Below are 24,762 nucleotides of genomic sequence, written 5' to 3'. Positions count from 1 at the left end.
ACTGGAGTTCAGACGTGTGCTCTTCCGATCTCGGAACCGGAGGATATTTCCAGGCCACTGCCGCCTGCGCCGCCGCTGGCCTGGAAATATCCTCCGGTTCCGGTTCCCCCTGCCCGCGTCCCGCCGCCCGCCGCGCCGCCTGTTGCTGAACAGTGCGCGCCAAAACTGGTGGTTCCCCCCGCCGTATTCACGGCTCCACCCGCCCCAACCGTGACCGTCACCGCCGCGCCAGCAGCCAGGGCAAATTCACCCATGGAGAACCCGCCGCCGCCGCCGCCGCCGTAGGGGCTGCCGCCAATCCCCCCGCCCGCGCCTCCCACCGCTCGCACCCGATAGACCGCCGCCTTGGGTGCCGTAAATGTGCCGCTGGCATAAAACGTTTGGAATCTCCCCTCGCCGTACAGCGACTGGCCGAGAGCCGTGACTACTGCTTTTTCTGGACTGACGTAGCGCATTACGCGGTTTCCTCGGTTCCGTAAACCACCACATTGACATTGGCCGAACTGCTATAAGCCACCAGTATTTTGCCCGCGTCCAGTACAAGGCCGCTGCGTTCCAGCACCTGATTGACCGTCAGCGCCGTGTCGTACTCGATCCATTCCGCCGCTGTCGGCGTCCCCGTGGAGGCCAGCGCCAGTCGCACCAGTGTCCCGGTCACGGATCGACAGCACACCGACACGCTCAACGCGGCCATTTTTAGAGCCGGCACGGTATAGACCGACCAGTAGGTGTTTGCGGATAAATCAACCGCCCCTAATCGTCCTGATGCCATGACTTACCACCCCGCCATAAAGTAGGATTTAACTAAACTGGGCGGCAAATCCGCCGCCAGATGAGTATGAGCTGCGGGAGCAGGCGCCGACCACGCGACCAGCGTCCCGTTGGTGGTCAGCGCCTTGCCCGCATTCCCGGTTTGAGTGGGCAGGCTGCCCATTGAAAAAATGTTCGCATTCGTCTCGGAGATCAACGCCGCCGCTGCCGATGCGCTGGCGTTACCGGCTTGCGTCGTTGCAATCCCGGCTTGCGTCGTGGCCGTGGATGCCTGCGTGGTCGCAATTCCCGCTTGCGTGGTCGCAATCCCGGCTTGTGTGGTGGCCGTGGCGGTATTCGCCGTGGTGGTCGCGGCATTGCTGGCGACTGTGCCGGCCACCACCACCACGTCGGCCAGCGCAGGAATAAACCGCGTCCGATGCCCGCCTGCGGCCAGTCCGGTACTCGGATCAGAATCGTCCGAGTAGGTGTGGCTGTTAATGACTACGGTCGTCATAAGATCTCCGAGAGTTCAAAGGAATTCTGATAGGTTTCAAAGTAGGGATGTTCAATCGCGGAAAGCTGCCGTAACCGGCCAATAAATCGTCGTTCCAGCCGGTACATCACCGCATCCGGGTCATCGATAAAGACAATCTCGCCGTCAATGCCGCTGTCGCGCTGCATCCCCAAGACTCGAGCTATCGCCTCATCCTCGTTGAGCCACGCCAAGGCAAAGCGAGCGACCCGCCGCCCGCGCTGCCGGTTGAAATATTCTGTGCCGTCCAGCGCCCGCTCGACCGTGGTGTCGGATTCGTACTGGAGCGCGTGGCCGTAGTTCATGTTAACGGTCGGCTGCCACTGGTCACAGATCAGACAGCGCCCGACCTGGACGTAGCCCGCGCTGTTGGCGGTATCGGCAATCTCGATTTTCAGCCAGCGGGTCGAGACCGCCGCGCTCAAGGTGAGGATCGCCAGCGGGGTGTAGCGGGCGATGTCTTCCGCGCTCGGCTTTATCGTCCAGAAGTTATCGTTCTCCCACTCCAAGAGGCTGGTCGGAACGTTTTCCCAGACATCCGTCCACGGGCTTTGCAGCGCGACCGTGGTGAAGGCGTCGCTGTACGCCGTGACCCGCCACTGCGCCAATTCGCTCAGGTTATGCGCCGCCAAGACCACCAGCTTGGACACTCGCGCTGTGGGCAGGGTGACCGTCCATTGCGTGGAGGTGGTCAGGGCATTGGCGGAGCGGGCGACCGCCGCATACACCCGGTTTTGCAGCTTGGTGAGCGGCAGCGCCGCATTCCATGACCCGCCCGCCAAAGCGGCTTCATCAATCCGATTGGGAAATCCCAGCAGTACGTTGCCCATATCATCCCCACAGCGTCAGTGTGATGCGGTCGCGGATCGCATCCTGTTCAATCCCGATCACCCGAAAATCGCGCCCAGCGTCATAGCCGAGTCGCGGTACTTTCACCCGCACGACCGTGCCGATGGTGGCGGCTAAGGCGTCCGGGATGCGCGTGGTCACTCGCAGCGTGTCGCGCCGGACGCAGATCAGCCCTTGCAGTCGGGTCAACTCGGTCGCGGCATTCGCCGCCGACACGATGGGCGTTTCCCAATCCAGAGTCGGGGCGAGCAGGTGCTTGGTGGCGACCGCCGAATCGGTCACCGTGACCGTGCGGTATTCCAGCTTGAGCCACTCGCGCCGCGCTGCCGTGACCGCGCCCGCGACACTGGTTTGCACCGAGCCGTTGCGGGCGTACTTGAGATTTAAGACCTTCACCGGCAAGCCGTTGTCGCCGCTGCCGCTGGCCGTTCGATCCAGTTCCAGGATGCCGTACTCTTCCAGCGTCAAGACCGGCGCACCGGTCGGCGCGGTCAGGGCATTGCAGCGCAGTATTCCCGCTGCATCGAAGTACCAGAATCCATACCCTGCTGCCAGCACCGTATCCAGCGCCGTCGCGGTCGCGGTTTCATCGCCCAGAAACACCCCGCATTCATAAGGACAAGCGGTATCCAGCGCGCTCACATCGGCGCTGCTGATTTCACCCGCCGTCAGTCCCGCTTTCAGGGCGATGCGATTCAACAGGCTGCCGGGATAGCGCAACGCAGCGCTACTTCCCTCGCTGGCATCAGCGGTAATCGGCCCTGCGGGCGAACTACCGAGGCGAACCATCCCGCCCGCCAGCCAGACCCGATAGCCGCCCGCCGAGGGCGCAGTCGCTTCCATGGTGGCCTGGTCGGCGTAGGTCGCCCCTGCGGTCAGCGCCACCCCATTGTCATAGACCGCTGTCACGGCCTGTAGCGCCGCGTCATGGAGTTGATAAATCAGCCGGCTGGTATTGACGCAAGGCGGCGCTACGTTCAACACCGTGCCGTACAGCAAGGGCTTGACCCGGCCTTTGAGGTCATCAGCTACGCCGTCAATCCCGGCAGGCAGCGAGTTGGTGCCGCCATATTTCGTGGTTTGCAAGGGCTTATTGAGTTCTTCCTGGCGGTCACGAATGCGGATCGAGACGGTCGATCTCTCCCAGGTCACGCCCAGACAGGTACCGCGCAGCAGCACGGTCAAGGCAGAGTAGGCACTACCGACCGGCCCGGCCAGCAGCCGCAACGCCCGTCCGTCAAATCCGTAGTTCACGTAGCCGTCCAGGCCGCGATCCGGGTTTGCCAGCACCAGTTCGCCATAGCCGCCGCGTGAGGTGTTTTTGCCCACCCCGGCATCAAAGCGATACAACGCCGGTTGCTTGATGCGCGGCTCGTAATAGGCGTTTGCCGGAGTCTCACTAGGCGTAGTGACATAGCCGGTACTGCCGAAGCGCAGCGTCTCTACGCCGGGCGTGGCCGGGTTCCAGGCGTCAATCTCGGCGAGATACATCCAGTCGCTGCTCATGCCGATGCCTCCAGCCGAGCGGTACGTTCCATCCCGGCCAGCCGCGTTTCTACCTGATCCAGTGTGCTAATCAGTTGCCGGTTGGATTCCGCTTGCAGCCGGATGAGGGCTTTGAGTTCCACCACGACCGCGCCTTGGGATTCCTTGCTGCCCAGCATCTGTGCCGTATCGCCGGCGCTATACACTCGGCCCGGCTGGCTGAAATTGACCAGTTCCGGCCCTTCCTCGCCCACCATCGCCCAGCCGGGTTGCGCCAATCCTCCTGCCGCATGGCCGGGTAGGGCTTTGTATTCGGTACTGGATTTGAAGGCGTCGGTAATCGCGGCAATGGACGCGCCCTCGTTCATGCGCCCTGTCCAGTACGCCAGCCCACTGGCATCGGCGGCGCGCCCCAGCATCGACTGATACAGATCGGCAATCGGCCCGGTAGATCCGGCAGCGGCTGGATTCCCCGATGCGGATTGAGCCGCCTGAGCCGCCTGCGCTGCCGATTCCGCTTGTGCGGCTTGTGCGGCTTTCATCCCCGCTTGCAATCCGGTAATAGCAGCGACGACAGCCGTAGTATTGGACAGCCCGGACGCTTGCAGCGCGGCAATCAGCTTGCCGATTTCGGCGGTCAAGTGTTGCTTTTCAGTCTCGCTTTTTGCGGCAATATCTGCCGTCGCCCGCGCTTCAATCTCGCGCAAGGTTCCTTTCAGCAGTTCCAGCTTTTCAACGGTCGCGGTCTGCAAATCCAGGGCTTTTTTATCGGCGATGGCCTTGTCTACCGCAGGGTCGGAAGACGAAGTTGCATCCGCGAAGCCGGTAAGCCCCTCCGTCACCCGGTCGAAAATATCGGCATAGTCGGTACTGCTGGCGTAATAGCCCCGCGCCTTTTCAAGGTAGGCTTGCGCCTTGCCTTGCAGCGCACCAGCGGCATCCAGATCGCCCGCCTTGGCTTTCGCCATAGTCTCTTCGTACTGGCTGCGGGCTTCTTGCAGCTTCTTTTCCGGGTCAAGCGTGGACAGGTCGCTCACTTTGAGACTGGCGACATAATCACGAATCTGTTTCGCAATGTCGGCCAGACGCCGGGCGCTTTCCGTGAGTTTCGTCATCGCCGCTTCTTCGGCGGAATAGCGGTCAGTCAGGGCTGCGCGCAGGTCATTGACCGCACTGATTTGTCCTTCGTAGTCCTCCGGCTTGAGCATCGCCTTTGCCAGCGCCGCCCGTTTTGCAGCCTCGTTGCTGGCTTGATAGCCCGCCTCATCAAACTTCGGGTCTTTCCGGCGCAGGTTCAGAATCGAATCGTCAATCCCCTGGGTCGATTGCTTGATCGCGTCCACCAGCCCCTTGAGTTTTTGCGACAAGGCATCCAGCGCCTGTTTGCTTTTCTCGGTCGCGTCCTGAAAGCCTTGATTCGCTGTCGCTGCGGCTTTGACGCCCTGCGCTTCCTTGAGGATATTGATCTGCCCGGCATCCGCGCCTAAATCCTTGGCGGCTTTGGTGAGATCGGTGAGTTCTCGATTCAACGCCTTCAACGCCTTCAACGCCTCCGACAACCCCTGTTCGTTGAGGGCGTCCTGATAGGGGGCGATGAAATCACTGAGTTGCTTGGCGCGAGCGGCTGTGGCGGCTGCGGTTTGCTTGGCGGCGAGTTCCCGCGCTGCGTTCTCGCCGGCCAGCCCGGCCCCTAGCTCCTTGGCGGTCGCAATGTTGGCTTCCATCTGCGTCTGAATGCCGAGCAGTTGCTTCTCAAAGTCGGTTAAGCCCATATCCTTGGACGCACTGGCTATCCCCGCCATGAAGTCGGTGATTTGCTTTTGATGGGCGGCAGTAGCGATTTGCTTTTGCCGAGTCGCCAGGGCTTCGGCCAGACTGACTGCCTCGGCGCTGTCGGCGTACTCGTTCGCGGTCTTGATGTTGGCCGCAAGTTGAGTATCTATCGCCTGCATGCCGCGTTCAAAGTCGGTTAAATCCAAATCCGCCAGGCTTTGCGACAGCCCTTGCGTGAATTCTTTCAGTTGCTTGGCATTGGCTTCCGTGGCCTGTTTCGTCAACTCTGCGGCCACTTCCCGCACTTTATTCTCGCCCTCCAGCCCCAATCCCAAGGCTTTCGAGGCTTCGATGTTGGCAAGCATCTGGTCTTGAATCCCGCGCAACGCTTTCTGGAAGTCCGTGAGGGCGCTATCCCCTGCCGAACGATCCAAGTCCTGCATGAACGATCCGATTTGCTTTTGATGCTCAGCGGTCGCGGCTGCGGTTTGTTTCGCCGCCAAGTCCCGTGCGGCAGTCTCGCCGGCATCCCCGGCCCCAGCGGATTTGGACGCTTTAATGCTGGCGTCCAGTTGTACCTGGATGCCGCGCAATTGCTTCTCAAATTCCGTCCCGTCCATGTCCTTGGAAGCGTCAGCAATCCCGGTCATGTACTCGGTAATCGCATCGGCGGCGCGCTTGGTGACCTCGGTAGTCTTGAGAGCGTACAGTTCACTGAGCGCACTGAGGTCGCCGCCGATTTCCTCCGCTGATTTCTTTTGCGCGGCGTACCATTTTTCAAGGGACATCGCTTCCAGTTGTTGCGGAGTCAGTTTCAGCGCGTCGATCTGGCTTTGCAGGTCGTCGTTAAAAGCCTTGGTGAAGTTCGCCAGGTTTCGTGCGCCCAACTCCCGTACCTTCGCCAGCGCCGCCTCGCCGATTCCCAACTCCCGCGCCTGGCGAATGTTGTCGTCCAGACTGTCCTTGAGCGCAGCAAACTGTTTCCCGGCGTCAGTTAAGTCCAGATCGCGCAGCGACTTGGCAATCCCCGCTGTGAAACTGGCAATGGCATCCGCCGCTTGTTGGGCGTCTTTCGCGGCTTGTTGAGCGTCCTGTGCCGATTGGCGCTGGTCTTCGGCCACTTGCCGGCTTTGTTCGGCATAGGCGGCAGCCGTCTGCTTGTCGGCCAGGGCGCGAATCGCCGCCAGTTGCGCTTCGTTCGCGCCCAGGTCTTTCGCCTGCTTTTCATTGGCGCTCATCTGGTCAGCGACGCCTTCCAGTTGTTTCTCGAATTCGGATAAGTCCATATCCTTGGACGTGCGGGCAATCCCGGCCATGAATTCACTGAGTTGCCGTGCCCGCTCATCCAGCGCGTCCTGCATCTGCTGCGAACCCAGAGCCATGACGCTGGCGAGTTGCGCCGCCGACGCCCCTAACTCCTTGGCTTTGGCGACGTTATCGTCCAGGGCATCGCGCAGCCCGTTCAGCTTCCTTTCAAACTCCGTCGCGTGGATGTCCCGGAGCGACTTGCTGATCCCCTTCATAAAATCGGCCAGATTTTTGACGCTATCGGTCGCCTTTCCCGATGACGAGGCGAGGTCGGCTTGCGCTTTAGCCGCCGCATCCATTGCGTCCACCAATTTCGCTAATTCCGCCTGCTGCGTTCCCTTTGCGTAATACTGCTGCATCCCTGCTGGTGCCCAATCCGAATCGCTGTTGCTCCCGCCACCCCCGCTTGCCCCGCCCGAAGTGCTGGGCGCGGTATACCCCGGCAGCAGCCCGCTGGCGGCATAGCGTACCGCCCCTTTCATAATCGCCTGGATCAGCGTCGCGTGTTTCTCGGCCTGCGCTCGCGGGATCACCGCCTCGCCCGGCGTGAGCATCGTCGCCACAGTATCGCCGCCGATGCCGGGTTGGCCGTTCCAGGTGCCGCCGACAATCCCGCCTTCGGCCATGGCCGTACTGCCTTTTGTGCCCAGCGAACCGATAGCCCCTTTCATCACATCGGCAGCCGTCACTATCGCGGAACTCACGGTATCTCCCGCCGATTTCAGCGCCTCGGCAGCCGTTTTGCCCGCTGCGGCCATGCTGTCGCCCAGCAGCTTGGCGGTCGCCGTATGCTGATCCACGACCGCCTGTTGCGCCGCGTTCAGTTTGTCGGTTGCCAGCTTCTGGGCATCAGTCAGGAACTGTTCAAATCCAGCGGCATTGGCTTGTTTCTGCTCGTCGCTGAGCATCCCGTAGGCTTGCATCGCCGCGTTCCGCGCCTTTTCAGCCTGGGCGGCAATAACGGTCGGATCAGTGGCGGTTTGCAGCGCCGCAAAGGCGTCTTCGGCCTGTTTCTGGAAGTAGGCGTACTTGCCGCCCACGTCCATCACCGACAGCTTGACCTCTTCGATGGACGCCCCAAACGAGGTCGCAATCCCGGAGACGGCGCTTTGAATCGCCAGAATCATCTGCATCTCGCCCTGGTACAGATTGGCGCTGGCCGCGCCGAGGGCTATCGCTGCCGTGGCCGATCCGTCAAAGGTCTTTGCCAGCTTTTCCAGGTCGGTACGCAGTACCGCGAGGGCTTGCGAGGGCGTTTCAGCCGCCTTGGCAACGGTATCGGCCAGGTCTTTTTTCGGGTCGGCTTTGACGTAGCTTTCGACTTGCATCAGCCCGCCCAGCCCCTTGATCACGTCCTCGGCTTTGCCGGTGAAGGTGTTCATAATGTCCGACACGCTCTGGCTGACCGCGCCCATTTTCGCCGCCGCTGCCACCCAATCCTTCACGAAGTAGGCACTCATTTCATTCGAGTCTTTGACGATGCCATGCATTCCGGCAATCCAGCCCTCGGCAGTCTCGCCGAACGCGCCCAGTTGGACGCCCGCCATTTTTGCTTTCGGGATCAGCCCCGCCAGCGCGGTATCGATGGTCATCAGCGAGTCGCGCAGCTTGATCGCGTCCTTGGGGTCGGTGTGGCCGTAGGAATAACCGAAATCCATGCCGCTGGTGCCAATGGCACCGCCGCCGCCCTTGCCCATGTAGCCCGCGCCATGTTTCGGGTCTTGGTACCCGCCCGCGACCGCCAGTGAGGACGGATGTGGAGTGCCGCCGAACAGGCTGGAGAGTAGGCCGATGGCTGCTGCAATAGCTCCGATGGCCGGGATTACGGACATGATCGGAGACAGCATCGACCCGATGCCGCTCACCAGCGATCCGAGTCCTTCGGAGCCGAAGAGAGACAGAGTGCCGTCCATCCCCATGAGGCCGGACAAGGAACCGCCGCCACTGCTGCCGAACAGGTTCCCCAGCCCTAGCATATTGCTGATACCGCCGCCGCTCCCCGCTCCGAGCGTGGAGGAACCCGCGCCCATGAATCCGTTGATCATCGTGTTGATGCTGCTGCCGCTCTGGCCCATAACTCCGCCCATGGTTTGCAGAATAGGCACCAGAATCGGTTTCGCCAGCGCCTGAGCAGCCATTTGCGCCAACATCTTGAGGAACATGGTCTTGATACTGTCCACCAGGTCGCCGAACGATTTCATCCCCCCGGTGAAAATGTTCTCAAACATGCCCGTCCAGGCGCTGTAAATCCCCTTGGCGGTTTCCTCGAAAATCTTTGCCATGGGATCAACGGCGTCTTTCAGTTTTTCGGCGTCTGCCTTGAGCTTTTGCATACCGAGGGCGGTTTTCTCTGTCCAGAGGCCCGCCGCTTTCATCCGTTCTTCTTCTTTCCCCAGCTCGACCATCGTGTCCTTGTAGGTCTCCAATGGCGTCAATCCCGCTTTGTACGCCTCCATGGTCTTCTGCACATCGCCGAGCAGTTGCAGGTTGAGACTGTGTTCCGCGACCTTTTTGGCAGTCTCGTCTTCCAGTGCGCCGCTGTTCTTGCCCCGCAAGATCGCCTCGGTCTGCTTGGCGTCGTTAAAGGCGAGTAGGCTGGCGGTTCCCTGGGTCGTCGCTGCGGCTTCCTTGAGCGTCAAATCCGCTTCCAGCGATAAATCACTCAGGGTCTTGGCGACTTGCTGATCCCAATCGGCATAGGCTTTTTGGATTTCTTGAATCCGTTGCGCCGGGTTCAGGTTTTTAAGCCGCTGCTCTAACTCCGCCGCTTGAATACTCTGCTGGTTGTAGGTCAGGTAGGCTTGAGTCAGTGCGTTGAAGTTTCCGATCTGTTTGCGGTTTTCCTCGGCCAGTCCCGCTGCTGCATTCTTGTGATCTTCTATCGCCTTGGTGATCGTGCCTTCCATGAGCAGTTGCGCTTGGCCGGCCTGGGTAATGCCTTGCGTGGAGTTAATCGCCTCTGCGACCGTCGCCGCCGCTTCCTGCCGGGTGAATTGGTAGGTTTCAACCAGCGACTCCATCACCTTCTTGGTTTCTTGCGCCGAAACGGTCAGCGCGGTCGTTTTAACGTCCGTGTACTCGCCCTTGGTGAGATTCGTTTTGAGTTGAATAAGGTCGGTTTGCGTCTTGATCTCGGTAATGCGCTGGGCATTGGCCGCTTCAGCTTGGGCATTGACCGTCGCCGCTTCTTGCTTCTGCAAGTCGTAAAATGCTTTATAGGCGTCTTGGGTTTTTTTGACTCCCGCGACTTCGGCATCGGCGTTATACAGCGCCATGACCTTGGGAACATACGCCTGGGTTTCTTTGAAGGGCGGGGTTCCGCCGTACTTATCCACGTTCCCCGGCCCAGCGTTGTAGGCGGCGACCGCCTTCATGACATCCCCGGCATATCGGTCGAGCAGATACTTGACGTACTTGGTGCCCGCCTCGATATTCTTGGTGGGGTCGGTCATATCGTTCGGATTAAACCCCAACCATCTCGCCGTATCCGGCATGAGTTGCATGAGTCCGGTCGCCCCTACCGGACTGCGGGCGTTCGGATTTCCGTTCGACTCGGCCTGGATAATGGCCCGTACCAGCGCGTCGATATTGAGGTTTCCCACCACCACGGACGATCCACTGCTGGCGGAGGCTGGTCTCGATACCCCCCCGGTGAGCGCATCTGGCGGAATCTCGATCCCTTCCTTTCGCGCCCGGTTAATCGCCCTGATCTGGATTTCCATTTGCTTGGCGGCATCCGCGCCCTTTTGCCAGGCGCCCGCCATGAGGTTGCTTTGCTCGATGCTTTGCTCGGCGGCTTGCGTCGCGGCTCGGTGTGCGCTGGCTTGCGCTTCGACATTCTCCCGCTCGACCCGACTGATCGCCCCCATGACATCGAGTTGTTCTTTTGCGGTCGTGACGGCTTTCTTTCTCGTTTCGTCCATCACCCTCATAGCAACCCCCTCGCCACCTACCACCATGCGAGATCGGCTCTCAATAGCAGTGGTGGTCGCTGCAACGCCCACTGCGTGTAAATACTCCTGTTCTGTGGCAACAATCACGGTACGAAGCCGATTGGCTTCGGAGGCGTTATTTTCTTTGATCGCGGCATCCAGCTTTTTGTAGCTTTCCGTCAGCGATACCAGTCCGACCGCCTGATCCACGGCATTCGGGGATTGATGGAGTTCCGCCCCTTTATTCCGCGCCTGTTCTTCGGGATTCATCGACTGCGTGACTGCGGATTCGCGGATTTTGGCGAGGTACTTGCCCCACGCCTCGGTGTTTTTGAGAAGGTTGTCGCGTTCTACCGACAGTGCGGCATTGCTTCCAAGGATCGCCCCTTCGTTCCCGATCCGAGTGTCGGTCTGAATCCGTAAGACCGCCTCCAGTTTAGCGACCGCATCCCGCTGGCTGTCCATGCCTGTATTCATTTTCACCAGCGACTCAAACTGGCTGTCCGTCGCTATCTTTGATTTTTTTAGGGTTTCCAGATACTCCGCCATCCCTACGCCCCCGCTGGCTAAAATCTCATTCAGTCGCTGCATTTCCGCGACGTTTAGCCCCCAGGTGTCGTCATTGGTACTGCTGAATTTCTTCTCAACCAGCCCAGCGATCCGGTCTCTGATTTCGGTTTCTTGCTTGAGCAATTCTGCCTGATTGCTTTTCAGTGAGATTTGAGTTTGCTGCACGATAGACTTTTGCTGCTCGTCATTCATCGACTTGAATTTACTTTCAACATCCTGTGCGCTCCCGCCGAGCTTATCGAGAACTGCGCTGTAATCATTGGCGGCTTTCTGTGCGGAGGTGGTGGTGTCTTTGAATAAGAAGAATCCAGCAACCAGCATTCCAATCGCGGTAATGACGCCAAAGATGCCGCCCAACAGGGATGCCCACATGCTGACCTTGCCGATGGTCGCCATAACCCCTTGCAGGCGGATCAGCCCGCCTTCCAGCATCGCGATGGCGTTCTGTGAAGCGGCAAACATAGGCAAAATGGTAGATACCGCTACCCCCAGCGATGACAAGATCGCAACCGCAACCGTGGTCACTGCCTTGATCAGCATAATCAAGGCTACCGTCAAGTATTCAACGCCCACCGTGACCAGGCTAATCATGCGTTGCGTCATGAGCAGGTTGAGCGTAAATGACGCCAGCGCCGTGATCCCTTTGACGCCCAGCCAAATCCCGAAGATTTCATCAAGATACGGCAGCAGGTAAGCAAACACATCCACCACGATCTTGATCGCCTGACCGAGCTTCTCAAACGCCGCTGCCATAGTGGTCGCGGTGTCGTCGGCTTCCAGGAAGGTGACAATGACCCCGAACGCGCCTTGCAGCGCCATACTGGCCCCGCCCAACTCGTCGGCTCGCCCGATCAACATCATCATGGCGTTATCGACCCGGCTGGCGAGATTGGACATGGTGGTCGCGCTGCCCATCATTGCGGCGAACTGCGACTCAATGGAATCCTTTTGACTGAGCAACGCGGCGAGTACCGCTTTTGAGGTGAGCGTCCCCTCGGCGGCTACAGCGCGTAACTGGCCGACCGTAATTCCCATGCCGTCCGCTATCGCCCTGGCAAGAGGCGGCATCTGCTCCATGACGGAGTTGAGTTCTTCGCCGCGCAGCGTTCCTGCCGCCATGCCCTGAGAGAACTGAAACAGCGCCGCACTGGCCGATTCTGCCGGGAGTTGCGCCGTCATCAGCATTTTGTTCACCATGCCGGTGACATCCAGCAGTTGGGAACTGCTGACATTGAGTTCTTGCGTGGCCCGCGCCATGGTGGCGTACAGCTTGGCGGAGTCGCCTACGGATTGCCCGGTCTGCTGTGCTTGTTTGTATAGCGAGCGTTGAGTGTCTTCATATTCGCGGGTGGATTTGGCGACCTGGCCGAGTTGGGCGCTCATTCGCCCGTACTCGTCGCTGTACTTCATGAGTTCGCCGATTCCCACGCCGGCTCCGGCCAAGACCAGGGCTTTTTGTACCAGCGTCATGGATTCGGCGAGCCTGGACGACTTCTTTTCCATGTCCGCCAAGGCGGCGCCGCCTTCGATAGCGAACTCCTTGACGTTCCGGGTAGCGGCATAGAACGCCAGTTGCAGGGTGTTGACCACGGTACTGACGTTCTCGACCTTCCGCATCACGTCATCCATCGCCGATTTCAAGCGAGAGAGCGCCTCTTGCGGCTCGGTGACGGCATACCCCATGGCCTTGAACGCCGCTACCGCCGTGCGCTGCATCCGATCCGCCGTGGATTCGATGGCGCGGAATGCGCCGCCCACGACCGTCTGCATCCCTTCTGCGGCCTGGCCTACGCCCCGCGCAGCGATTTCAACCGTGCCCAGGGCGACTTTCGCGGCAGCCAGCGCGGCTGTGTCTACGCTAAATCCAAGAACCGCTATGTCGCCCATGTGCCCGCCCGCTAAAATCGCTGATAGTGATTGAAATTATAGCAGTAACCGACTATTTGGCGCGATCAATTTGCAGCACGGGAATGGCGGGCTATGCTGTGTTTTTCAAACAATGGAGGAGCATGGATGAAGCGATTGGCTCTGGTTATTGCGCTGGTGGGGATGGTGTGCGGCTCAATACAAGCGCACTCGGCAGATGCGCCGCCGACGAAGCAACAGATCGCTCAATGCGTTGAGTTGGCAAAAAACGAATATATCTGGAAAGACAAGGAATCTGTGCGGGCGGATGACGCAAGCTGGAATAAGCCGAACGACAAAGGGGTTCAAGATATGAACATCGCCATCAACGCGAAAAATTCCTACGGAGCCTATGTAGGAGCCAAATATGCCATGTGCGGCGTGTATAAAGGAAAACCCTATTCAATTATTATTTTTGGAACCGACTACCATGAAATGATGAGGTTAGAGCTAATCAGAAAGCTAAAAGAGCAGCCGCCCCGCGCCTACCTTTCTCCACGCAAAGAGAAAATCGCCCCTCGCGTTATATTTACTCAGCCCACGCGCCCCGCAACTCCTGACAAAGACATTTTTTTTAAGCCGGAATGACCCGCTGGCCTTGCTACGGGTTGATAATTTTGCCGATCTCCACCTCAAGATCGGCATCCGACAAGAATCCTCTGGCGTGAGCGTCTTTTAATACCTCGATCTGTCGCTGCTGTTCATGAGTGAGTTCATCGGGGTCGCCTGCAAACAGCCGGTACAATCCAAAAGCCGCCAGCCCCACGACTGCGCCCGCCGCCGCACCCACCGGCCCGGCAGCCGCGCCAATACCAGCACCTCCTCCAACCATGCCAGCCGCCGTCAGTCCGCTGGCTGCAATCGCGCCATAGCCGACCGCAGCGCCAGCGGCAGCCGCACCAGCCGCTTTTGCGGCTTTGGCCGCAGTGTCTTCGTTCTCGCTCATAGCAAACCCATTGATGGAAGGAATAGATGGAAGTATATTGCTTTTAATAGTCTCTTTTGGTTACAATTCTGATTGCATTTGGTGATAATTTTTCCGCTTGACCCCGCGCCCGTTCCGGCTTAACGTACCCCTGCTCCCGCAAAAAACGGGAGTCGGGGCTTAGGCTCCCCGGATACAAGGCGCATAGCGCCACTTGCGATACAGGCGTTTTTTTCATGCCTGCTCAATGGTGGGTTGTGTAGGGCACTCGAAAGAGTGACCGGTTCCTTGTTCCGGTAAGCCTAACCCTACACAACTCGCCACCAATTCCCTGCTTAGGCTCAGCGTTGGTGGATTCCCAAGCAATACAAGGAATCCGTACCATGTCTACCAATCTTATCCCCTTCCAGTTTGAAGCCTTCCCGATCCGCGTCGTGATGATCGACAGCCAGCCCTGGTGGGTCGCCGCCGATGTCTGCGCTGCGCTTGAGATTGCCAATAACCGAGACGCGCTAACCCGCTTAGATGACGATGAAAAGGGGGTCGCTTCAACCGACACCCTTGGCGGCAAGCAAGAAATGGCCGTCATCAACGAACCCGGCCTGTATTCCCTGATCCTTGGAAGCCGCAAACCGGAAGCCAAGAAGTTCAAGCGGTGGGTGACGCATGACGTAATCCCCTCCATCCGCAAGACCGGCAGTTACTCGGTTCCGAACGCCCCTGACTTCGCCCTACCCAAAACCAAAGCCGAGGCGCTGTTCCTCGCCGCCGAACAGGCGCGGATCATCGAAGAGCAGGAGGCGATCCTGACCGAGCAGGAACCCAAGGTTCTGCTCTACGATCAACTGGCCGACAGCGACGGCTTGATCCGCTTCCCGAACCTGCTGGGGATGCTGAAAGGCAAAACCGGTCAGGACTACAAAATGGCTGACCTCAAGTTGTTCCTCCGCAAAGCCGGGATGATGTGCTGGCAAAAGGAACTGGAGCCGACCGTCAAGGCGATTGACTCCGGCTGGTTTGCGGTGCGCTACGAAGATCGCACCTATGACGGCGTGATTCACAAGGTGCCAGAGTGGGCGGTCACGCCCAAGGGCTTCATTGCGATCTGGAACGTGGTCGCGCAGCCGCAACGGCGCTACGGGCAAAGCTCGACGCAATCCGCGCTATTGACCGCCGCGAATGCCGCGCAACAAGAAGGAGTGCGCCGGATCGCCGACGAGAGCCAGCGAACCTACAACGCGACCGAGCTAGGGCAGCAGATGACCCCGCCCCTTTCGGCGATCATGGTCAACCGGCAACTGAATATCGCCGGGCTGATTCGCAAGGAGTTCGGCGACTGGCTCCCGACCGATGCAGCGGAAGGACTGTGTGAACTGACCGATGTGAGTGGCAGGCGGCACAGCAACGGAACTCAGGTCAAGCAGATCAAATGGTTCAAGAGGGTACTTGAGCGGCTGAACCCAGGTGGATTGAAGGAGGCCGCATGAACATTCATTACACGACCGCCGAACCCACGCCCACGCCCGCGCCGGCTGACGCTGATCCCGATTGCGTGGACTCTATGCGGGAATTCAATCTGAACGTGATCCAGTGCCTGATTGCCGATCTCACCGTGCTGGCCCACACTCTGGACGATCAGCCCGAAAGGCAGCTCCCGGAGAGTACCTGGGCAGCGATCAACAGCGCGTTTGACCACCTGCATTCTGCAACGCAGCGCTGGAAGCATTAGCGAGAGCAGCGCCAAGGACGGCGCTGTACTTTAGGCACTTGCACAAATTTGCCTTGTCATAATTAAAAAATCGACTATAGATCGACTATCCCGCCCACTCTATACCGAGGAAATAGCTCATGAAACCTACAGCTTGCCTACCCCAGCGGGGACATCCGGTCTCATTTAGCGCGTTCCCTTCGATTTTCAACCTCATGCCTCAGACTGACTACGCAGCCATTATTCAGTCGTACAGAAATGAAAATCTAATGAATACCTCATGGGAGAGAACGAGCCAGCAAATGAGAAATGCTTTTGATCATGTTCGGGAACGCTACCAACTTCCACCCTGGAGAGGCGATCAGGTTGACCGGAAAAGATGAAAATCCGCTGGTATCGGCGGATACAGATGAGATAGATGCCGACGCATTGCCGCCAGCCACCGAAAGGGCGATTACTCGCAAGTTCAATACCTTGATCGCGCATCAATCGTTTTCAGGCCCCACGCCTCCGCCAGACTGCCTGAGACAATACGATGAAATCGTTCCGGGTGCGGCCAAGGATATTATTGAAGAATTCAAAGCGAACGGCGCTCACCAGCGGGCGATGGATAAAGCCCTACTCAACGCCGCCAGCGGACGGGATCGCCGCACTCAATGGATGGCGTTTAGTCTTGTCATTTTGGGGTTTATCCTCATCATGGCGCTGGCGCACACAAGCCATGATTGGGTCGCTGCTGTTGTAGCAGGCTCCCTGTTAGGAGCCGTGGTGACCGGTTTTTTGCAGGGCAAAAAATCTACTAAAGATCGCCCGACTCAAGAAGATGAGGCGTCGGACGATTAGAATGGAATCAAGCTGCCCCGCCGGATAGACCCGCCCCTCGGCGGGCTTTTCAATTCTTGTCCTGCTGGCTCTTGGCGTGGCTTTCCAGGTACGCCCGATCCAGTGCGATCAAGGTGTCCACGTCAAACGGGGTGAGTGCCGTATCGGTCAGCCGGCCCCACGCATCCAGTTCGGAAAAGCTGATCCCGTTCGGCCCGAACCCGTTGCCGGAGCGCTGGCCGTGAAGCTGGCAGAACCAGCCCCACAGATAAAACAGGCTTTCAGGCGGGTCTACGCCGTCCAGGTCGCCGGGACGCTGCCCGGTCTGCTTTTCCACCTGTTCCAGATTCGCCCGCCGCGAGACGGTACTGTCCTTTGAGATCGGCTGTTGCAGCCAAAACTCATGGCGGGCGAACTCGATCAGGCCGCTAACCTGCTCCCCAAAAAATTAGCGCGATCCGAGACAAACCGGTCGGCTTGCTCCCGAATGGACGGGTAGCTCTTGTACAAGTCCAGGGCGTTGCCGGGAGTGCAGGGAATCGGATCGCCAATGCCGTCAAAGAACCCGCTCCACGCCACGGTCGCCGAGGCCAGAATATCCAGCGCCTCGGCTTCCAATTCTTCGGCAGTCACCTTGACCGTGCGCTTGGCGAGGCGGCGATTCAGGTTCTTCTGCTGCGCTTTGCGGTACTGCGCCGAGTCGGAACCGAGGACGGTCAGAGTGATCGGGTTGCCGTCTTTGTCGCGGGCAATCGCGCCGTTGTCCTCACGAACGAGGGTCAGGGTCGCGCCGGCATCGCTGGCGGAAACGGTATCGAAATCAGGAAGGTTAAACATGGGCAGCAATCCTTATTGTTTGATGAGAAAAAGCCCGCTCCCCTTCTCAGGAAGCGGGAAATGAAAATGGGAAAGGCCTAGGTCTAGGTCACCGTGCTGCGCTGAAACGCGATAGACGTACCGCTGTTCGGCTCCACCAGCGCCTGAAACTTGTAGCTGACGGTGATCGGCCCCTGCTGCGGGGGATCAGAATCCGCCGAGGTCAACTTGATGCGCGGCAACTGCACCACGAAATAGTCCGTGCCGTTCGGGTCGGGAAACTTGGCGAACAGCGAGCATTCGGTTTCGTTGGTGAACAGGTTCAACACCGCCGCGTCTTGCAGGTAGGCCATCAGCGTACCGGTCACTTGGCAGGTGCCTTCAAACACGTCCGGCGAGAACTTGCTGCCCACCACCGGATTGACCGAGCGGTTGTTAGCCAACTGGAAGCTGATGTCGGTGACTACCGCGTTCGCCACCCCGTTGATGTACAGGTTGGCGGTAAAGGCATCGAACGGCGAACCGGTCGGCGCTGCGGTCGGAGAGCCGAGCGAAGTGCCAGACAAGGGCTGGCTGGACATGCCGATCACGTCAAAGCTGCCGCCGATGATCTGGTCGGGCTTGATGTTGAACGACATCTGGTTAATCGCCACCCCGGCGAACACCTGGTACTGCGTGATGTCGGTAAACCGGCGCTCAAAGGTGAAGGTCTTGAGAGTCGAGCCGACTTTCAATTTCTTGCCCACCCCCGCAATGGTACGGGCTGCCGCCGCCACGTCCGCAACCAAGGTTTTAGCGACCGTCAGCACCAGTGCCGAGACCGACACCACCTGGGTCACCCCGTTATTGCCGCCCGTTACGAACCCTGTGACCGTCACCATATCGCCCGGCATAAAGCCGTCCGTGATGAACGAGCCGGTAGCGCGGGTAAACGTGCTGGTAGTCGAGGCTAGAGTTTGAGCGCCGGTGGTCGGCGCAACCGCCCACGTTCCCGCCATCGCGGCTTCCAGGAAGTCGTTAAAGGCATCGGTCGAGAGTTCAAAGCCGAGACTGCCGCCGACCTGGTTAAAGCCGTGGCGCAGATCCGCGATTTGCCGGTCATTGCGGCGCTCGTTCGATGTCAGCGTGGCCCGCGTCAAGTTGAGGTTGCGCCCGGTGAATCGCGCCGCTTTCATCGTCGGCGAACCGGGAGTTGTGCCGCGAGTCACCTCGGCCACATACGAAAGACCTACATTGGCACCAGAGGCTAAAGGCATGATCGTTCTCCTAAGTGTTCAGTCTAAAAAATCGGTAGCGCACACTAACCGGGAGGCTGAACCCGGTCGGTTCTTGTTGCGAGGGCGAGGCCCAGGCGTTCTCACAGGTAATCACGTCGCCGGTACTCATCGTCAGCCGAGTGCCGGGGCGGAACAGACTGATGATCCGATCCGCCAGGGTGTCGGCGGCAACGGTATCCGCGCCGGAGGGCATCACCAGGGTGATCTGATAAATCCCGACCTGCTGCATCGCCCCGTTGCTGATGCCATCGGCCCCAAACGCGGCATAGCGCCCCTCGCCGGGTAGCAACGCCTCTTTGCACCAGGGCGCGTTATTCGGCGGCGTAAACGCCCGGTTTTGCCAGGCGACAGCGGGTAATCCCGCGAGGGTCAGGAGTTGCGTTCGGAAGGCAGCGCGCAATTCAGGGGTCATGGTTTCAGCGCCGCGATCAGCTTTTGGGCAATGTCCGGCGCTTCCGCCAGCGTGACCCTGACCATTCCGTTCGGGGCTTGTTGACTCCAGCCGTACTCAAGCCGCCCGATGTACTTGCAGTGGTTCATGAGGGTAAAGGTGTCGCCCGATTTCATCTGAGACGCGGCCAGATGCACGGCTGCAAACGGGTCGTCGGACGCGCTGGACGATCCGTTGATGCCCGGCTGCCATTGGCTGCGGGCAAAGCCGGTGTCTACCGGCGTCCGTTCGATGACTCGCTCGCTGACTTCGGCGCAAAACTGCCGACAGAAGGCATCGGCCTTGTCGCCCGCCTTCTTCACCCAGGCCGAAACATCCACGGCAAAGCTACCGCTCGACATACGCCCTCCAGGCAATCAGGGAATCACCATCCGGCGCGTACTCGGTCACCGTCAGGATCGTCCAGAGGATGCCGCTGGCGGTAACCAGCAGATCGCCCGGCTGCGGCGGTACGCTGACCCCGGCTGTTGCGATCCACGCTTCCATAATGTTGCGCGTGACCAGGGTACCCGGCGCTAACTCGCGGCTGTTGCCCGGAGGCAGCAGCACGGCATAGACCGCTGTATCCGTGGTTCCGCCGCCGGTTTCTGCCTGGGTGACCGGGTTGTAAGCGCCGGTCAACTTCTGCCGCAGGGTAATCACGGCTCCCTTGGCTTTGATCATCCGCCAGGCGGTTGCGGCCAGCGCGTCGTACTGACTCAACGACTATTTCCCTAGAAAATGAGTAGCGACCAGCCCGATGATGCCGCTGATCGTGGTCAGTAGAATCCCGATCACATAGGACAGCAGCTTGGCGCGGTCTTTGTCTTCCTGCGCGGTATGTGAGGTCAGCCGGTCTAAGACTTTCTGCACTCCGTCTTTGGTATCGCGCACGTCCACTTCGATTTTGCCCAAGCGGTCATCCTGACTTTCCTGCTTGGTTTCAATTCGCACGATCCGGGTTTCATGCTGGTTGATGGTGCCGACCATGCTCTGAATGGTGGTAATCAGATTGGAGAAGTCGCTACTGGATGCCATCCGGCGATCCGGGAAAACGACCTCTTCCTCTTTGTTTTGATAGAGTTCAACCATGACTGCTGTCCTTTTTGATGGAAATCACTGCGGCTTCAATCGCAAAGTTCATCATGCTGGTGGAAAAGTCCGCCAACACGGCTTTCAATTCGTACAGCGCCGCTTGGCGTTTTTCGGCTCCGGTAAGATTCACGTCCGCTAAACTCAGGATCGTGTTTTTGACGTGCATCCAGTTCACCCCGCCGATGAGGCTTCTCATCAAGACGGTGATCATCGCGTTCAGAATGGCACTTGGCATTGCAGGTCTCCCGATTCAACCGCCGAAAGAGTCATGAAAAAAGTCGGGCGGAAGTGAAGTCCCGGACGGCACTCCAGCGTCGCGCAGCCGGTCATCAGGAGCGGGAGCAGTAGCACTCCCCACCAATTCAATCGCCGGGAGTTGAATATCGACACGGGTCGGCTGCTCACTCGTCAACACTCCCGCCAGCCCGGCCAGTGCCATCCCTGCCGTAGCGATGTACTGCCACGCTTCCGGCGACAGCGAGATGCCGCAAGCCGTGAGTAGCCAGATGAGGCCGCGCCAAGTGGACGGCTCTTTGAGTCGAGCAGCGAACCAGTTCATTTATTGCCCCAAGAACCGCTTGAAGCGATGCAGCCCCTGCAACCGCGCCAACAGGTCGCGGTCGGCATCGTCACGAATTCCAGGGCAGTCCCAGCCCGGCAAGCACGCGCCGGAAATGCCCGCGACTGGGTATCCGTTCGGGATCTTCACTACGGCGATGGTGAATAATCCCGCAGTGCTATACCCGACCGGCAAGCAGCCAAAATCGCCCAAGCAAACGGTGCGCTCCGTAACCGGAGGCACAACCGGCGCATCCGGCGTACACGCAGGACTGAAACACGGCTCAGGGCCAGGGCCAGCCCAAACCTGAGCGAAGGACGCCCAAGGCGTTAAGGCTATGAACAGCGCCGCAATGATCGTCAGTTTGTTTCGCATTGCAGAGAACCTCATGAGTTATTTGATCCAGGGTGATCGTGCATTCCAATACTGAATCCCGCTCCGTAGCTGGCGTCTCCCGCCCCAATCCAGCCAGGGGCTGCCGGAGTCAGGCGTCGCCGTAACAAGGGCGCTAACAGCCCCGCAACCGCCTGAATCACCGCGCCGGACGCAGCGTCCTGAAAGTAGGAAACGGACAGCGCGCCAATGCTTTCGCTGGCAATGCGCCCGCCCCGATCCAGATCGGGCAGCAGTTCTGCGTCCAAGGCTTTCCCGGCCAGTTCGCAGCAGGCCCGGATGACCCGGTACGGAACGACCGTTGCCGGGATCGCGCTGCCGTCCGCCTCGGTCGCATTGCTGCGCGGCCAGGGCATGGCTTGGGCATAGCCCTGTGCTTTGGAACCGATCCACGGAAACCGCCCTTCGTCACAGAGGTAATCGGACGCCCGGATGAGCGCCGATTCTCGCTGTGCAGTCGTCGTCGCCGCCCAGGCGGTATGGCCCCGGTCGGCGTGGTACGCATCCGCCGTGACCACATCGGCCAGGGCGTTGGCGCTGCTACTTCCGGTTCCCGACTCGACGTTCAGGCTCATGCTCGACCTTGATCGCAGGCACTACGGGAGGCGGGGGCGGGAGGGAGATCGGAGGGTCTACCGGCACGATCCGCCGCTGCTGGAAAAGCTGCTGGATCAGGCGGTCGGTCAGCGCGGGAGTCCGATCAATGATCTCGCCCTCGGCATAGTCCCGCCCGTCCAGGGTCAACGGGCGGGTCGCCTTAAAGTCGTAGCTCAAAAACAACGGCAGCCCGTTCATGATCAGGCGACGACCGTTGTCCAGAACGCGCCCAGGTCGGCGGCGATCAGTTTCTGGTCAAAGCTGTATTCACACTCGATCCGGTCGGATTTCAGATTTTCCATACGGAAGGTGCGAATCCGAATCCCGGCTGCATCGCCGCCGAACATGCCCGACCAGGCGAAGGTGTAACCCGCGCTCGGCGTCATCAGGCCCGGCGAGGGTGGGGCATACACCAGCAGCGCCTTCTTGCCGCCGATGAAGCTGTGGACGTTCGCCGCGCCTTCCGCTGCGGTGTTTTCAATCGCCGACATCACTTCGATGCTGTCCACTTCAAACAGCGCGGCCATAGCCTGCAACGTCACCATCGCCGGCTGATTGGGGGCAGCGCCGTACTTGATGCGATCCATGATGCTGACGTTATCGGCCAGCGCGTCATAGACGGCTTTGCCGATCACCAGTTTGTTGGGTTTGAACCCGGTACGCTGCAAAATCGCTGTGGCTGCCGCCCGCACGTCCTGAACCGGAGTGCTGGCCGAGTCATTCCACTGCTTGACCTGATTGGTGGTGGGAGTGCCGGAAACGCCCGTTAAATCGGTCGTCCAGACGCCGTTCGTGAAATACGTCGATGCCCACAGCTTTTCTTTCTTTAGCAGGCTTTTCAGGGTCAGCAGTTCGGTCGTTTCCCGATCCGGATTCAGTACCGCGTCCGAGTTCGCTCGCACTTCGTCCGGGATGTCCTTGTGCAAGGCATAAATCGGGGTGTAGTAGGTCGGGGTGTTGTCAATCCGGTAGCCGGTGCCCGCCGATTCGGTAGACGGAGCGCGCAACTGCATCTCGTCGCGGTTGAAATCGCCGCGATCATAGGTGTAGTAGCGATCCGACTGCTTGGAGACCGGGATTACCGGGAACACCCGGCTCGCCACAAAGTTCTGCTGGTTTTGCAGGTAGGCGATGCTGATCTGAGTCAGCGGGGTATTAACATGGACATCAGAAACGGACGGGCCAGCCATGGGAACTCCTGGAATTCAGAATGGGGGATTAGGGAGCAGCGGCAGCGCCGTTGCGAATCAGAATCGAGATAATCTCGCCGGTCGCGCCGCCCGAAATGCACTCGCCCAGGATTTTGTTGGTGGTCAGCGCCACCACGGCTTTCCCGGCTGCATTGGTGGCAATGTCATTGCCCGGTACGATGGTCGCTGCCGCCTGAACCTTGGTAATCCCTTCGTAGGCCACGGTCGCGGATTGCCCGCTGGTGGGGTTGTTCTGCAACACGCCGAGGGCTTTTTCGCCCGCTACGCTGCATACCACCGCCTGCCCGGAGGAGTTCTGTTTGACGAATTGGTACTGCACTGCCGACAGGTCAGCGCCTGCCGGACGGGTGATGCACCCCAAAGCATTCTCAATAGCCATGACTTATTTCCTTTCAGCGAGATAGTCGGTGTACAGCGACGGGTTGTCGGCCAGCGCCTTGGTGAACGCCTGCGCCTGAGTCAGATCGGGATTCGCGGATCGGAGCGCCGCAACGGTACCGTCCAGACGATCCATGGCGGTACCGCCGCTGGCCTTGTCGGCGCTCTTGCCGACCGGCCCCGCGACCACGTCCGCCATGCCTGCGCTCGCGGCATCCAGAATCCGCTCCACTTCGTCAGCATCGGCGGGCGTGGTCATGCCCTTGCGAATCCGCAGTAACAATTTGCCCAAATCGTCAGCGGTCGCCGGGATGGCCGCGTACTTCGCCGCCTTGGCGATGGACGCGGTTTCTTCGGCGTGATCGGTCAGGCGCTTGACCAGTAGTTCTGCATCGGCGGCGCGCTTCTCAATCGCTTCGATCCGCTTGGCAACCGGCTCTGGCAGTCCCTTCATCACGTCTTCGGGTTCTTCCAGCGCGGCGCGCTTGGCGATTTCAGCGGTGAGATTCGTGTTGTCGGCAGACAGGCGCAGGTTTTCAGCCGCCAGATCGTCCAGCGATTTGGACAGAGCGGTCAGTCGCCCTTGCAGTTCGTCATCGTCGCTTTTGGCGATGATTTCGGGCGTGACTTCACTCGAAGGAGCGGGCGTTTCGGTAGCAACATAACTCAAGGGAGCGGGCATTTCGGGAGCAACATACATAGGGTCGTCGTCTCGCTTAAACAGGATGATCCGAGCGTCCTCGTTCGCAGCGCGATCCACTAGAGAAATCTCGGAGATATTAATGTCATATAACAGATTGGTAGTCACAGAATCAATCCTTATTTTAGGGATTTCCGGCGACCGCTGCCGCCGATGGAAAGCGCGGGCAATGCGCCGCTTTTGACCCGGTTCCAGACCGCGTCGTCATGCACTTTCATTCCGATCAACCAGCCCTCTTGACCGAGGTCAACCCCCAGGGCGGATTGCAGGGATTTGGACAGCACCACACTCTCCACCACCTCGCCGACCGGGTGACCTTGATGCAGTTGCTTACCGACGCGCACCTCCCGCACGAACCGATGCGCCATGGTTTGCACTTCCGGCGCATGGATCTGATCGCCTTGGCGGTCAATCACCGTCTGGCCGTTGCGCGAGTACACGCTGGCCCAGCCATAGACCATCCGCTGTTCGTCATCGGCCTTGAGGATAGTGGCGTCCAGCGTGACTGGAGTTTCGACGGGGTATTCGGCTTCTTGCTCGCTCATGACGGCTTATTCTTTCGGGCATTGATGGCGCCTATCACGGCGTTCATCGCCTCGTAGGCTTTTTCAACGGTCGGCGATTCTTCGACATAGGGCGGATCGGGCTTTGCCAGCTCTTCCTTGTAGCAGTTCTGGTCTTGGGCGCAGCCTTTGGGGTTGTCACAGGTCGGGCAGTGCGTAAACGGCATCTTGGGTTCCTGAG

At 59.5% G+C, this 24,762-nt stretch carries 28 protein-coding genes; 4 read left to right on the top strand and 24 right to left on the bottom strand.

Annotated features, from left to right (window positions below; translation table 11 throughout):
- Window positions 1–8: 8 nt before the first annotated feature.
- The 6 genes from BN874_RS03805 to BN874_RS03780 are packed head-to-tail and all read right to left on the bottom strand — an operon-like array spanning window position 9 to window position 13,089.
- Window positions 9–455: a hypothetical protein gene (locus BN874_RS03805; protein ID WP_051497377.1), complete on the bottom strand. Its 447-nt coding sequence runs from the start codon at window positions 453–455 to the stop codon at window positions 9–11.
- Window positions 455–772, bottom strand: a complete 318-nt coding sequence (locus BN874_RS03800; RefSeq protein WP_034430925.1) for a hypothetical protein — start codon at window positions 770–772, stop codon at window positions 455–457. The genes BN874_RS03805 and BN874_RS03800 overlap by 1 nt, the downstream gene beginning before the upstream one ends.
- A gap of 3 nt (window positions 773–775) precedes the next feature.
- Window positions 776–1,267 (bottom strand): hypothetical protein, encoded by a 492-nt coding sequence (locus BN874_RS03795; RefSeq protein WP_034430924.1) that lies wholly within the window; start codon window positions 1,265–1,267, stop codon window positions 776–778.
- On the bottom strand, window positions 1,264–2,115 hold the full coding sequence (locus tag BN874_RS03790) for a hypothetical protein (protein WP_034430923.1): 852 nt from the start codon (window positions 2,113–2,115) through the stop codon (window positions 1,264–1,266). The genes BN874_RS03795 and BN874_RS03790 overlap by 4 nt, the downstream gene beginning before the upstream one ends.
- A gap of 1 nt (window position 2,116) precedes the next feature.
- Window positions 2,117–3,640: a hypothetical protein gene (locus tag BN874_RS03785; RefSeq protein WP_051497376.1), complete on the bottom strand. Its 1,524-nt coding sequence runs from the start codon at window positions 3,638–3,640 to the stop codon at window positions 2,117–2,119.
- Window positions 3,637–13,089, bottom strand: a complete 9,453-nt coding sequence (locus BN874_RS03780; RefSeq protein WP_034430920.1) for a tape measure protein — start codon at window positions 13,087–13,089, stop codon at window positions 3,637–3,639. The genes BN874_RS03785 and BN874_RS03780 overlap by 4 nt, the downstream gene beginning before the upstream one ends.
- A gap of 126 nt (window positions 13,090–13,215) precedes the next feature.
- On the opposite strand from BN874_RS03780, the gene BN874_RS03775 reads away from it, so the two are divergent.
- Window positions 13,216–13,695, top strand: coding sequence for a hypothetical protein (locus tag BN874_RS03775; protein ID WP_034430919.1), 480 nt, complete (start codon window positions 13,216–13,218; stop codon window positions 13,693–13,695).
- Between the two features lie 13 nt (window positions 13,696–13,708).
- Here BN874_RS03775 and BN874_RS24970 read toward each other — a convergent pair whose 3' ends face one another.
- Window positions 13,709–14,053, bottom strand: a complete 345-nt coding sequence (locus BN874_RS24970; RefSeq protein WP_195912089.1) for a hypothetical protein — start codon at window positions 14,051–14,053, stop codon at window positions 13,709–13,711.
- A 362-nt stretch (window positions 14,054–14,415) separates the two neighbouring features.
- On the opposite strand from BN874_RS24970, the gene BN874_RS22125 reads away from it, so the two are divergent.
- From BN874_RS22125 to BN874_RS03755, 3 genes are all read left to right on the top strand, one after another.
- On the top strand, window positions 14,416–15,519 hold the full coding sequence (locus BN874_RS22125) for a BRO family protein (protein WP_051497375.1): 1,104 nt from the start codon (window positions 14,416–14,418) through the stop codon (window positions 15,517–15,519).
- Window positions 15,516–15,761, top strand: a complete 246-nt coding sequence (locus BN874_RS03760) for a hypothetical protein (protein ID WP_034430918.1) — start codon at window positions 15,516–15,518, stop codon at window positions 15,759–15,761. Before BN874_RS22125 ends, BN874_RS03760 begins: the two co-directional genes overlap by 4 nt.
- A gap of 288 nt (window positions 15,762–16,049) precedes the next feature.
- The gene (locus tag BN874_RS03755) at window positions 16,050–16,583 is read left to right on the top strand and encodes a DUF2335 domain-containing protein (RefSeq protein ID WP_230314317.1); all 534 of its coding nucleotides are present in this window, start codon (window positions 16,050–16,052) and stop codon (window positions 16,581–16,583) included.
- A 49-nt stretch (window positions 16,584–16,632) separates the two neighbouring features.
- Here BN874_RS03755 and BN874_RS03750 read toward each other — a convergent pair whose 3' ends face one another.
- From BN874_RS03750 to BN874_RS03670, 17 genes are all read right to left on the bottom strand, one after another.
- Window positions 16,633–16,899 carry a phage tail assembly chaperone gene (locus BN874_RS03750; RefSeq protein WP_034430916.1) on the bottom strand — a complete coding sequence of 89 codons (267 nt, stop codon included), beginning with the start codon at window positions 16,897–16,899 and terminating at the stop codon, window positions 16,633–16,635.
- An 83-nt stretch (window positions 16,900–16,982) separates the two neighbouring features.
- Window positions 16,983–17,399 carry a hypothetical protein gene (locus BN874_RS03745; RefSeq protein ID WP_034430915.1) on the bottom strand — a complete coding sequence of 139 codons (417 nt, stop codon included), beginning with the start codon at window positions 17,397–17,399 and terminating at the stop codon, window positions 16,983–16,985.
- 83 nt (window positions 17,400–17,482) lie between these two features.
- Window positions 17,483–18,634: a phage tail tube protein gene (locus BN874_RS03740; protein ID WP_154724728.1), complete on the bottom strand. Its 1,152-nt coding sequence runs from the start codon at window positions 18,632–18,634 to the stop codon at window positions 17,483–17,485.
- 10 nt (window positions 18,635–18,644) lie between these two features.
- A complete protein-coding gene (locus tag BN874_RS03735; protein ID WP_034430913.1) occupies window positions 18,645–19,067 on the bottom strand; it encodes a phage tail terminator-like protein in 423 nt (140 codons plus the stop codon).
- Complete coding sequence (locus BN874_RS22120; RefSeq protein ID WP_051497374.1) at window positions 19,064–19,447, bottom strand: hypothetical protein; 384 nt, start codon at window positions 19,445–19,447, stop codon at window positions 19,064–19,066. The genes BN874_RS03735 and BN874_RS22120 overlap by 4 nt, the downstream gene beginning before the upstream one ends.
- Window positions 19,434–19,808, bottom strand: a complete 375-nt coding sequence (locus BN874_RS03725; protein ID WP_034430910.1) for a hypothetical protein — start codon at window positions 19,806–19,808, stop codon at window positions 19,434–19,436. Before BN874_RS03725 ends, BN874_RS22120 begins: the two co-directional genes overlap by 14 nt.
- A gap of 3 nt (window positions 19,809–19,811) precedes the next feature.
- Entirely contained in the window at window positions 19,812–20,177 is a 366-nt protein-coding gene (locus tag BN874_RS03720) for a hypothetical protein (protein WP_034430908.1), read from the bottom strand.
- Complete coding sequence (locus tag BN874_RS03715; protein ID WP_034430907.1) at window positions 20,170–20,415, bottom strand: hypothetical protein; 246 nt, start codon at window positions 20,413–20,415, stop codon at window positions 20,170–20,172. Before BN874_RS03715 ends, BN874_RS03720 begins: the two co-directional genes overlap by 8 nt.
- Window positions 20,416–20,430: 15 nt before the next feature.
- Complete coding sequence (locus BN874_RS03710; protein WP_034430906.1) at window positions 20,431–20,739, bottom strand: hypothetical protein; 309 nt, start codon at window positions 20,737–20,739, stop codon at window positions 20,431–20,433.
- The gene (locus BN874_RS03705) at window positions 20,740–21,114 is read right to left on the bottom strand and encodes a hypothetical protein (protein ID WP_034430905.1); all 375 of its coding nucleotides are present in this window, start codon (window positions 21,112–21,114) and stop codon (window positions 20,740–20,742) included.
- Window positions 21,115–21,125: 11 nt separating this feature from the next.
- Entirely contained in the window at window positions 21,126–21,707 is a 582-nt protein-coding gene (locus BN874_RS03700) for a DnaT-like ssDNA-binding protein (protein ID WP_051497373.1), read from the bottom strand.
- On the bottom strand, window positions 21,673–21,927 hold the full coding sequence (locus tag BN874_RS03695) for a hypothetical protein (protein ID WP_034430903.1): 255 nt from the start codon (window positions 21,925–21,927) through the stop codon (window positions 21,673–21,675). Before BN874_RS03695 ends, BN874_RS03700 begins: the two co-directional genes overlap by 35 nt.
- Window positions 21,928–21,929: 2 nt before the next feature.
- Window positions 21,930–22,919 (bottom strand): major capsid protein, encoded by a 990-nt coding sequence (locus BN874_RS03690; protein ID WP_034430902.1) that lies wholly within the window; start codon window positions 22,917–22,919, stop codon window positions 21,930–21,932.
- A gap of 28 nt (window positions 22,920–22,947) precedes the next feature.
- Window positions 22,948–23,319 (bottom strand): DUF2190 family protein, encoded by a 372-nt coding sequence (locus tag BN874_RS03685; RefSeq protein WP_034430901.1) that lies wholly within the window; start codon window positions 23,317–23,319, stop codon window positions 22,948–22,950.
- A gap of 3 nt (window positions 23,320–23,322) precedes the next feature.
- On the bottom strand, window positions 23,323–24,126 hold the full coding sequence (locus BN874_RS03680; protein ID WP_034430900.1) for a hypothetical protein: 804 nt from the start codon (window positions 24,124–24,126) through the stop codon (window positions 23,323–23,325).
- Between the two features lie 11 nt (window positions 24,127–24,137).
- Window positions 24,138–24,563, bottom strand: coding sequence for an XkdF-like putative serine protease domain-containing protein (locus tag BN874_RS03675; protein WP_034430899.1), 426 nt, complete (start codon window positions 24,561–24,563; stop codon window positions 24,138–24,140).
- Window positions 24,560–24,762, bottom strand: a 203-nt coding sequence (locus BN874_RS03670; protein WP_034430898.1) for a hypothetical protein, incomplete at its 5' end; no start/stop codon positions are given. The genes BN874_RS03670 and BN874_RS03675, both read right to left, overlap by 4 nt.

The sequence above is a fragment of the Candidatus Contendobacter odensis Run_B_J11 genome, assembly GCF_000531125.1.
GTDB lineage: Bacteria > Pseudomonadota > Gammaproteobacteria > Competibacterales > Competibacteraceae > Contendibacter > Contendibacter odensensis.
Note: the sequence above shows the minus strand (reverse complement) of the source record. Positions and strands in the feature narration are given on the sequence as shown.

What these genes read in the sequence shown, in the direction of transcription:
- BN874_RS03705 (WP_034430905.1), bottom strand. Translation starts at nt 21,114, where the DNA reads ATGCGAAACAAACTGACGATCATTGCGGCGCTGTTCATAGCCTTAACG.
- BN874_RS03710 (WP_034430906.1), bottom strand. Translation starts at nt 20,739, where the DNA reads ATGAACTGGTTCGCTGCTCGACTCAAAGAGCCGTCCACTTGGCGCGGC.
- BN874_RS03735 (WP_034430913.1), bottom strand. Translation starts at nt 19,067, where the DNA reads ATGACCCCTGAATTGCGCGCTGCCTTCCGAACGCAACTCCTGACCCTC.
- BN874_RS03720 (WP_034430908.1), bottom strand. Translation starts at nt 20,177, where the DNA reads ATGGTTGAACTCTATCAAAACAAAGAGGAAGAGGTCGTTTTCCCGGAT.
- BN874_RS24970 (WP_195912089.1), bottom strand. Translation starts at nt 14,053, where the DNA reads ATGAGCGAGAACGAAGACACTGCGGCCAAAGCCGCAAAAGCGGCTGGT.
- BN874_RS22120 (WP_051497374.1), bottom strand. Translation starts at nt 19,447, where the DNA reads ATGTCGAGCGGTAGCTTTGCCGTGGATGTTTCGGCCTGGGTGAAGAAG.
- BN874_RS03740 (WP_154724728.1), bottom strand. Translation starts at nt 18,634, where the DNA reads ATGCCTTTAGCCTCTGGTGCCAATGTAGGTCTTTCGTATGTGGCCGAG.
- BN874_RS03785 (WP_051497376.1), bottom strand. Translation starts at nt 3,640, where the DNA reads ATGAGCAGCGACTGGATGTATCTCGCCGAGATTGACGCCTGGAACCCG.
- BN874_RS03775 (WP_034430919.1), top strand. Translation starts at nt 13,216, where the DNA reads ATGAAGCGATTGGCTCTGGTTATTGCGCTGGTGGGGATGGTGTGCGGC.
- BN874_RS03700 (WP_051497373.1), bottom strand. Translation starts at nt 21,707, where the DNA reads ATGAGCCTGAACGTCGAGTCGGGAACCGGAAGTAGCAGCGCCAACGCC.
- BN874_RS03745 (WP_034430915.1), bottom strand. Translation starts at nt 17,399, where the DNA reads ATGTTTAACCTTCCTGATTTCGATACCGTTTCCGCCAGCGATGCCGGC.
- BN874_RS03695 (WP_034430903.1), bottom strand. Translation starts at nt 21,927, where the DNA reads ATGAACGGGCTGCCGTTGTTTTTGAGCTACGACTTTAAGGCGACCCGC.
- BN874_RS03755 (WP_230314317.1), top strand. Translation starts at nt 16,050, where the DNA reads ATGCTTTTGATCATGTTCGGGAACGCTACCAACTTCCACCCTGGAGAG.
- BN874_RS03790 (WP_034430923.1), bottom strand. Translation starts at nt 2,115, where the DNA reads ATGGGCAACGTACTGCTGGGATTTCCCAATCGGATTGATGAAGCCGCT.
- BN874_RS03675 (WP_034430899.1), bottom strand. Translation starts at nt 24,563, where the DNA reads ATGAGCGAGCAAGAAGCCGAATACCCCGTCGAAACTCCAGTCACGCTG.
- BN874_RS03805 (WP_051497377.1), bottom strand. Translation starts at nt 455, where the DNA reads ATGCGCTACGTCAGTCCAGAAAAAGCAGTAGTCACGGCTCTCGGCCAG.
- BN874_RS03685 (WP_034430901.1), bottom strand. Translation starts at nt 23,319, where the DNA reads ATGGCTATTGAGAATGCTTTGGGGTGCATCACCCGTCCGGCAGGCGCT.
- BN874_RS03795 (WP_034430924.1), bottom strand. Translation starts at nt 1,267, where the DNA reads ATGACGACCGTAGTCATTAACAGCCACACCTACTCGGACGATTCTGAT.
- BN874_RS03800 (WP_034430925.1), bottom strand. Translation starts at nt 772, where the DNA reads ATGGCATCAGGACGATTAGGGGCGGTTGATTTATCCGCAAACACCTAC.
- BN874_RS03715 (WP_034430907.1), bottom strand. Translation starts at nt 20,415, where the DNA reads ATGCCAAGTGCCATTCTGAACGCGATGATCACCGTCTTGATGAGAAGC.
- BN874_RS22125 (WP_051497375.1), top strand. Translation starts at nt 14,416, where the DNA reads ATGTCTACCAATCTTATCCCCTTCCAGTTTGAAGCCTTCCCGATCCGC.
- BN874_RS03780 (WP_034430920.1), bottom strand. Translation starts at nt 13,089, where the DNA reads ATGGGCGACATAGCGGTTCTTGGATTTAGCGTAGACACAGCCGCGCTG.
- BN874_RS03760 (WP_034430918.1), top strand. Translation starts at nt 15,516, where the DNA reads ATGAACATTCATTACACGACCGCCGAACCCACGCCCACGCCCGCGCCG.
- BN874_RS03690 (WP_034430902.1), bottom strand. Translation starts at nt 22,919, where the DNA reads ATGGCTGGCCCGTCCGTTTCTGATGTCCATGTTAATACCCCGCTGACT.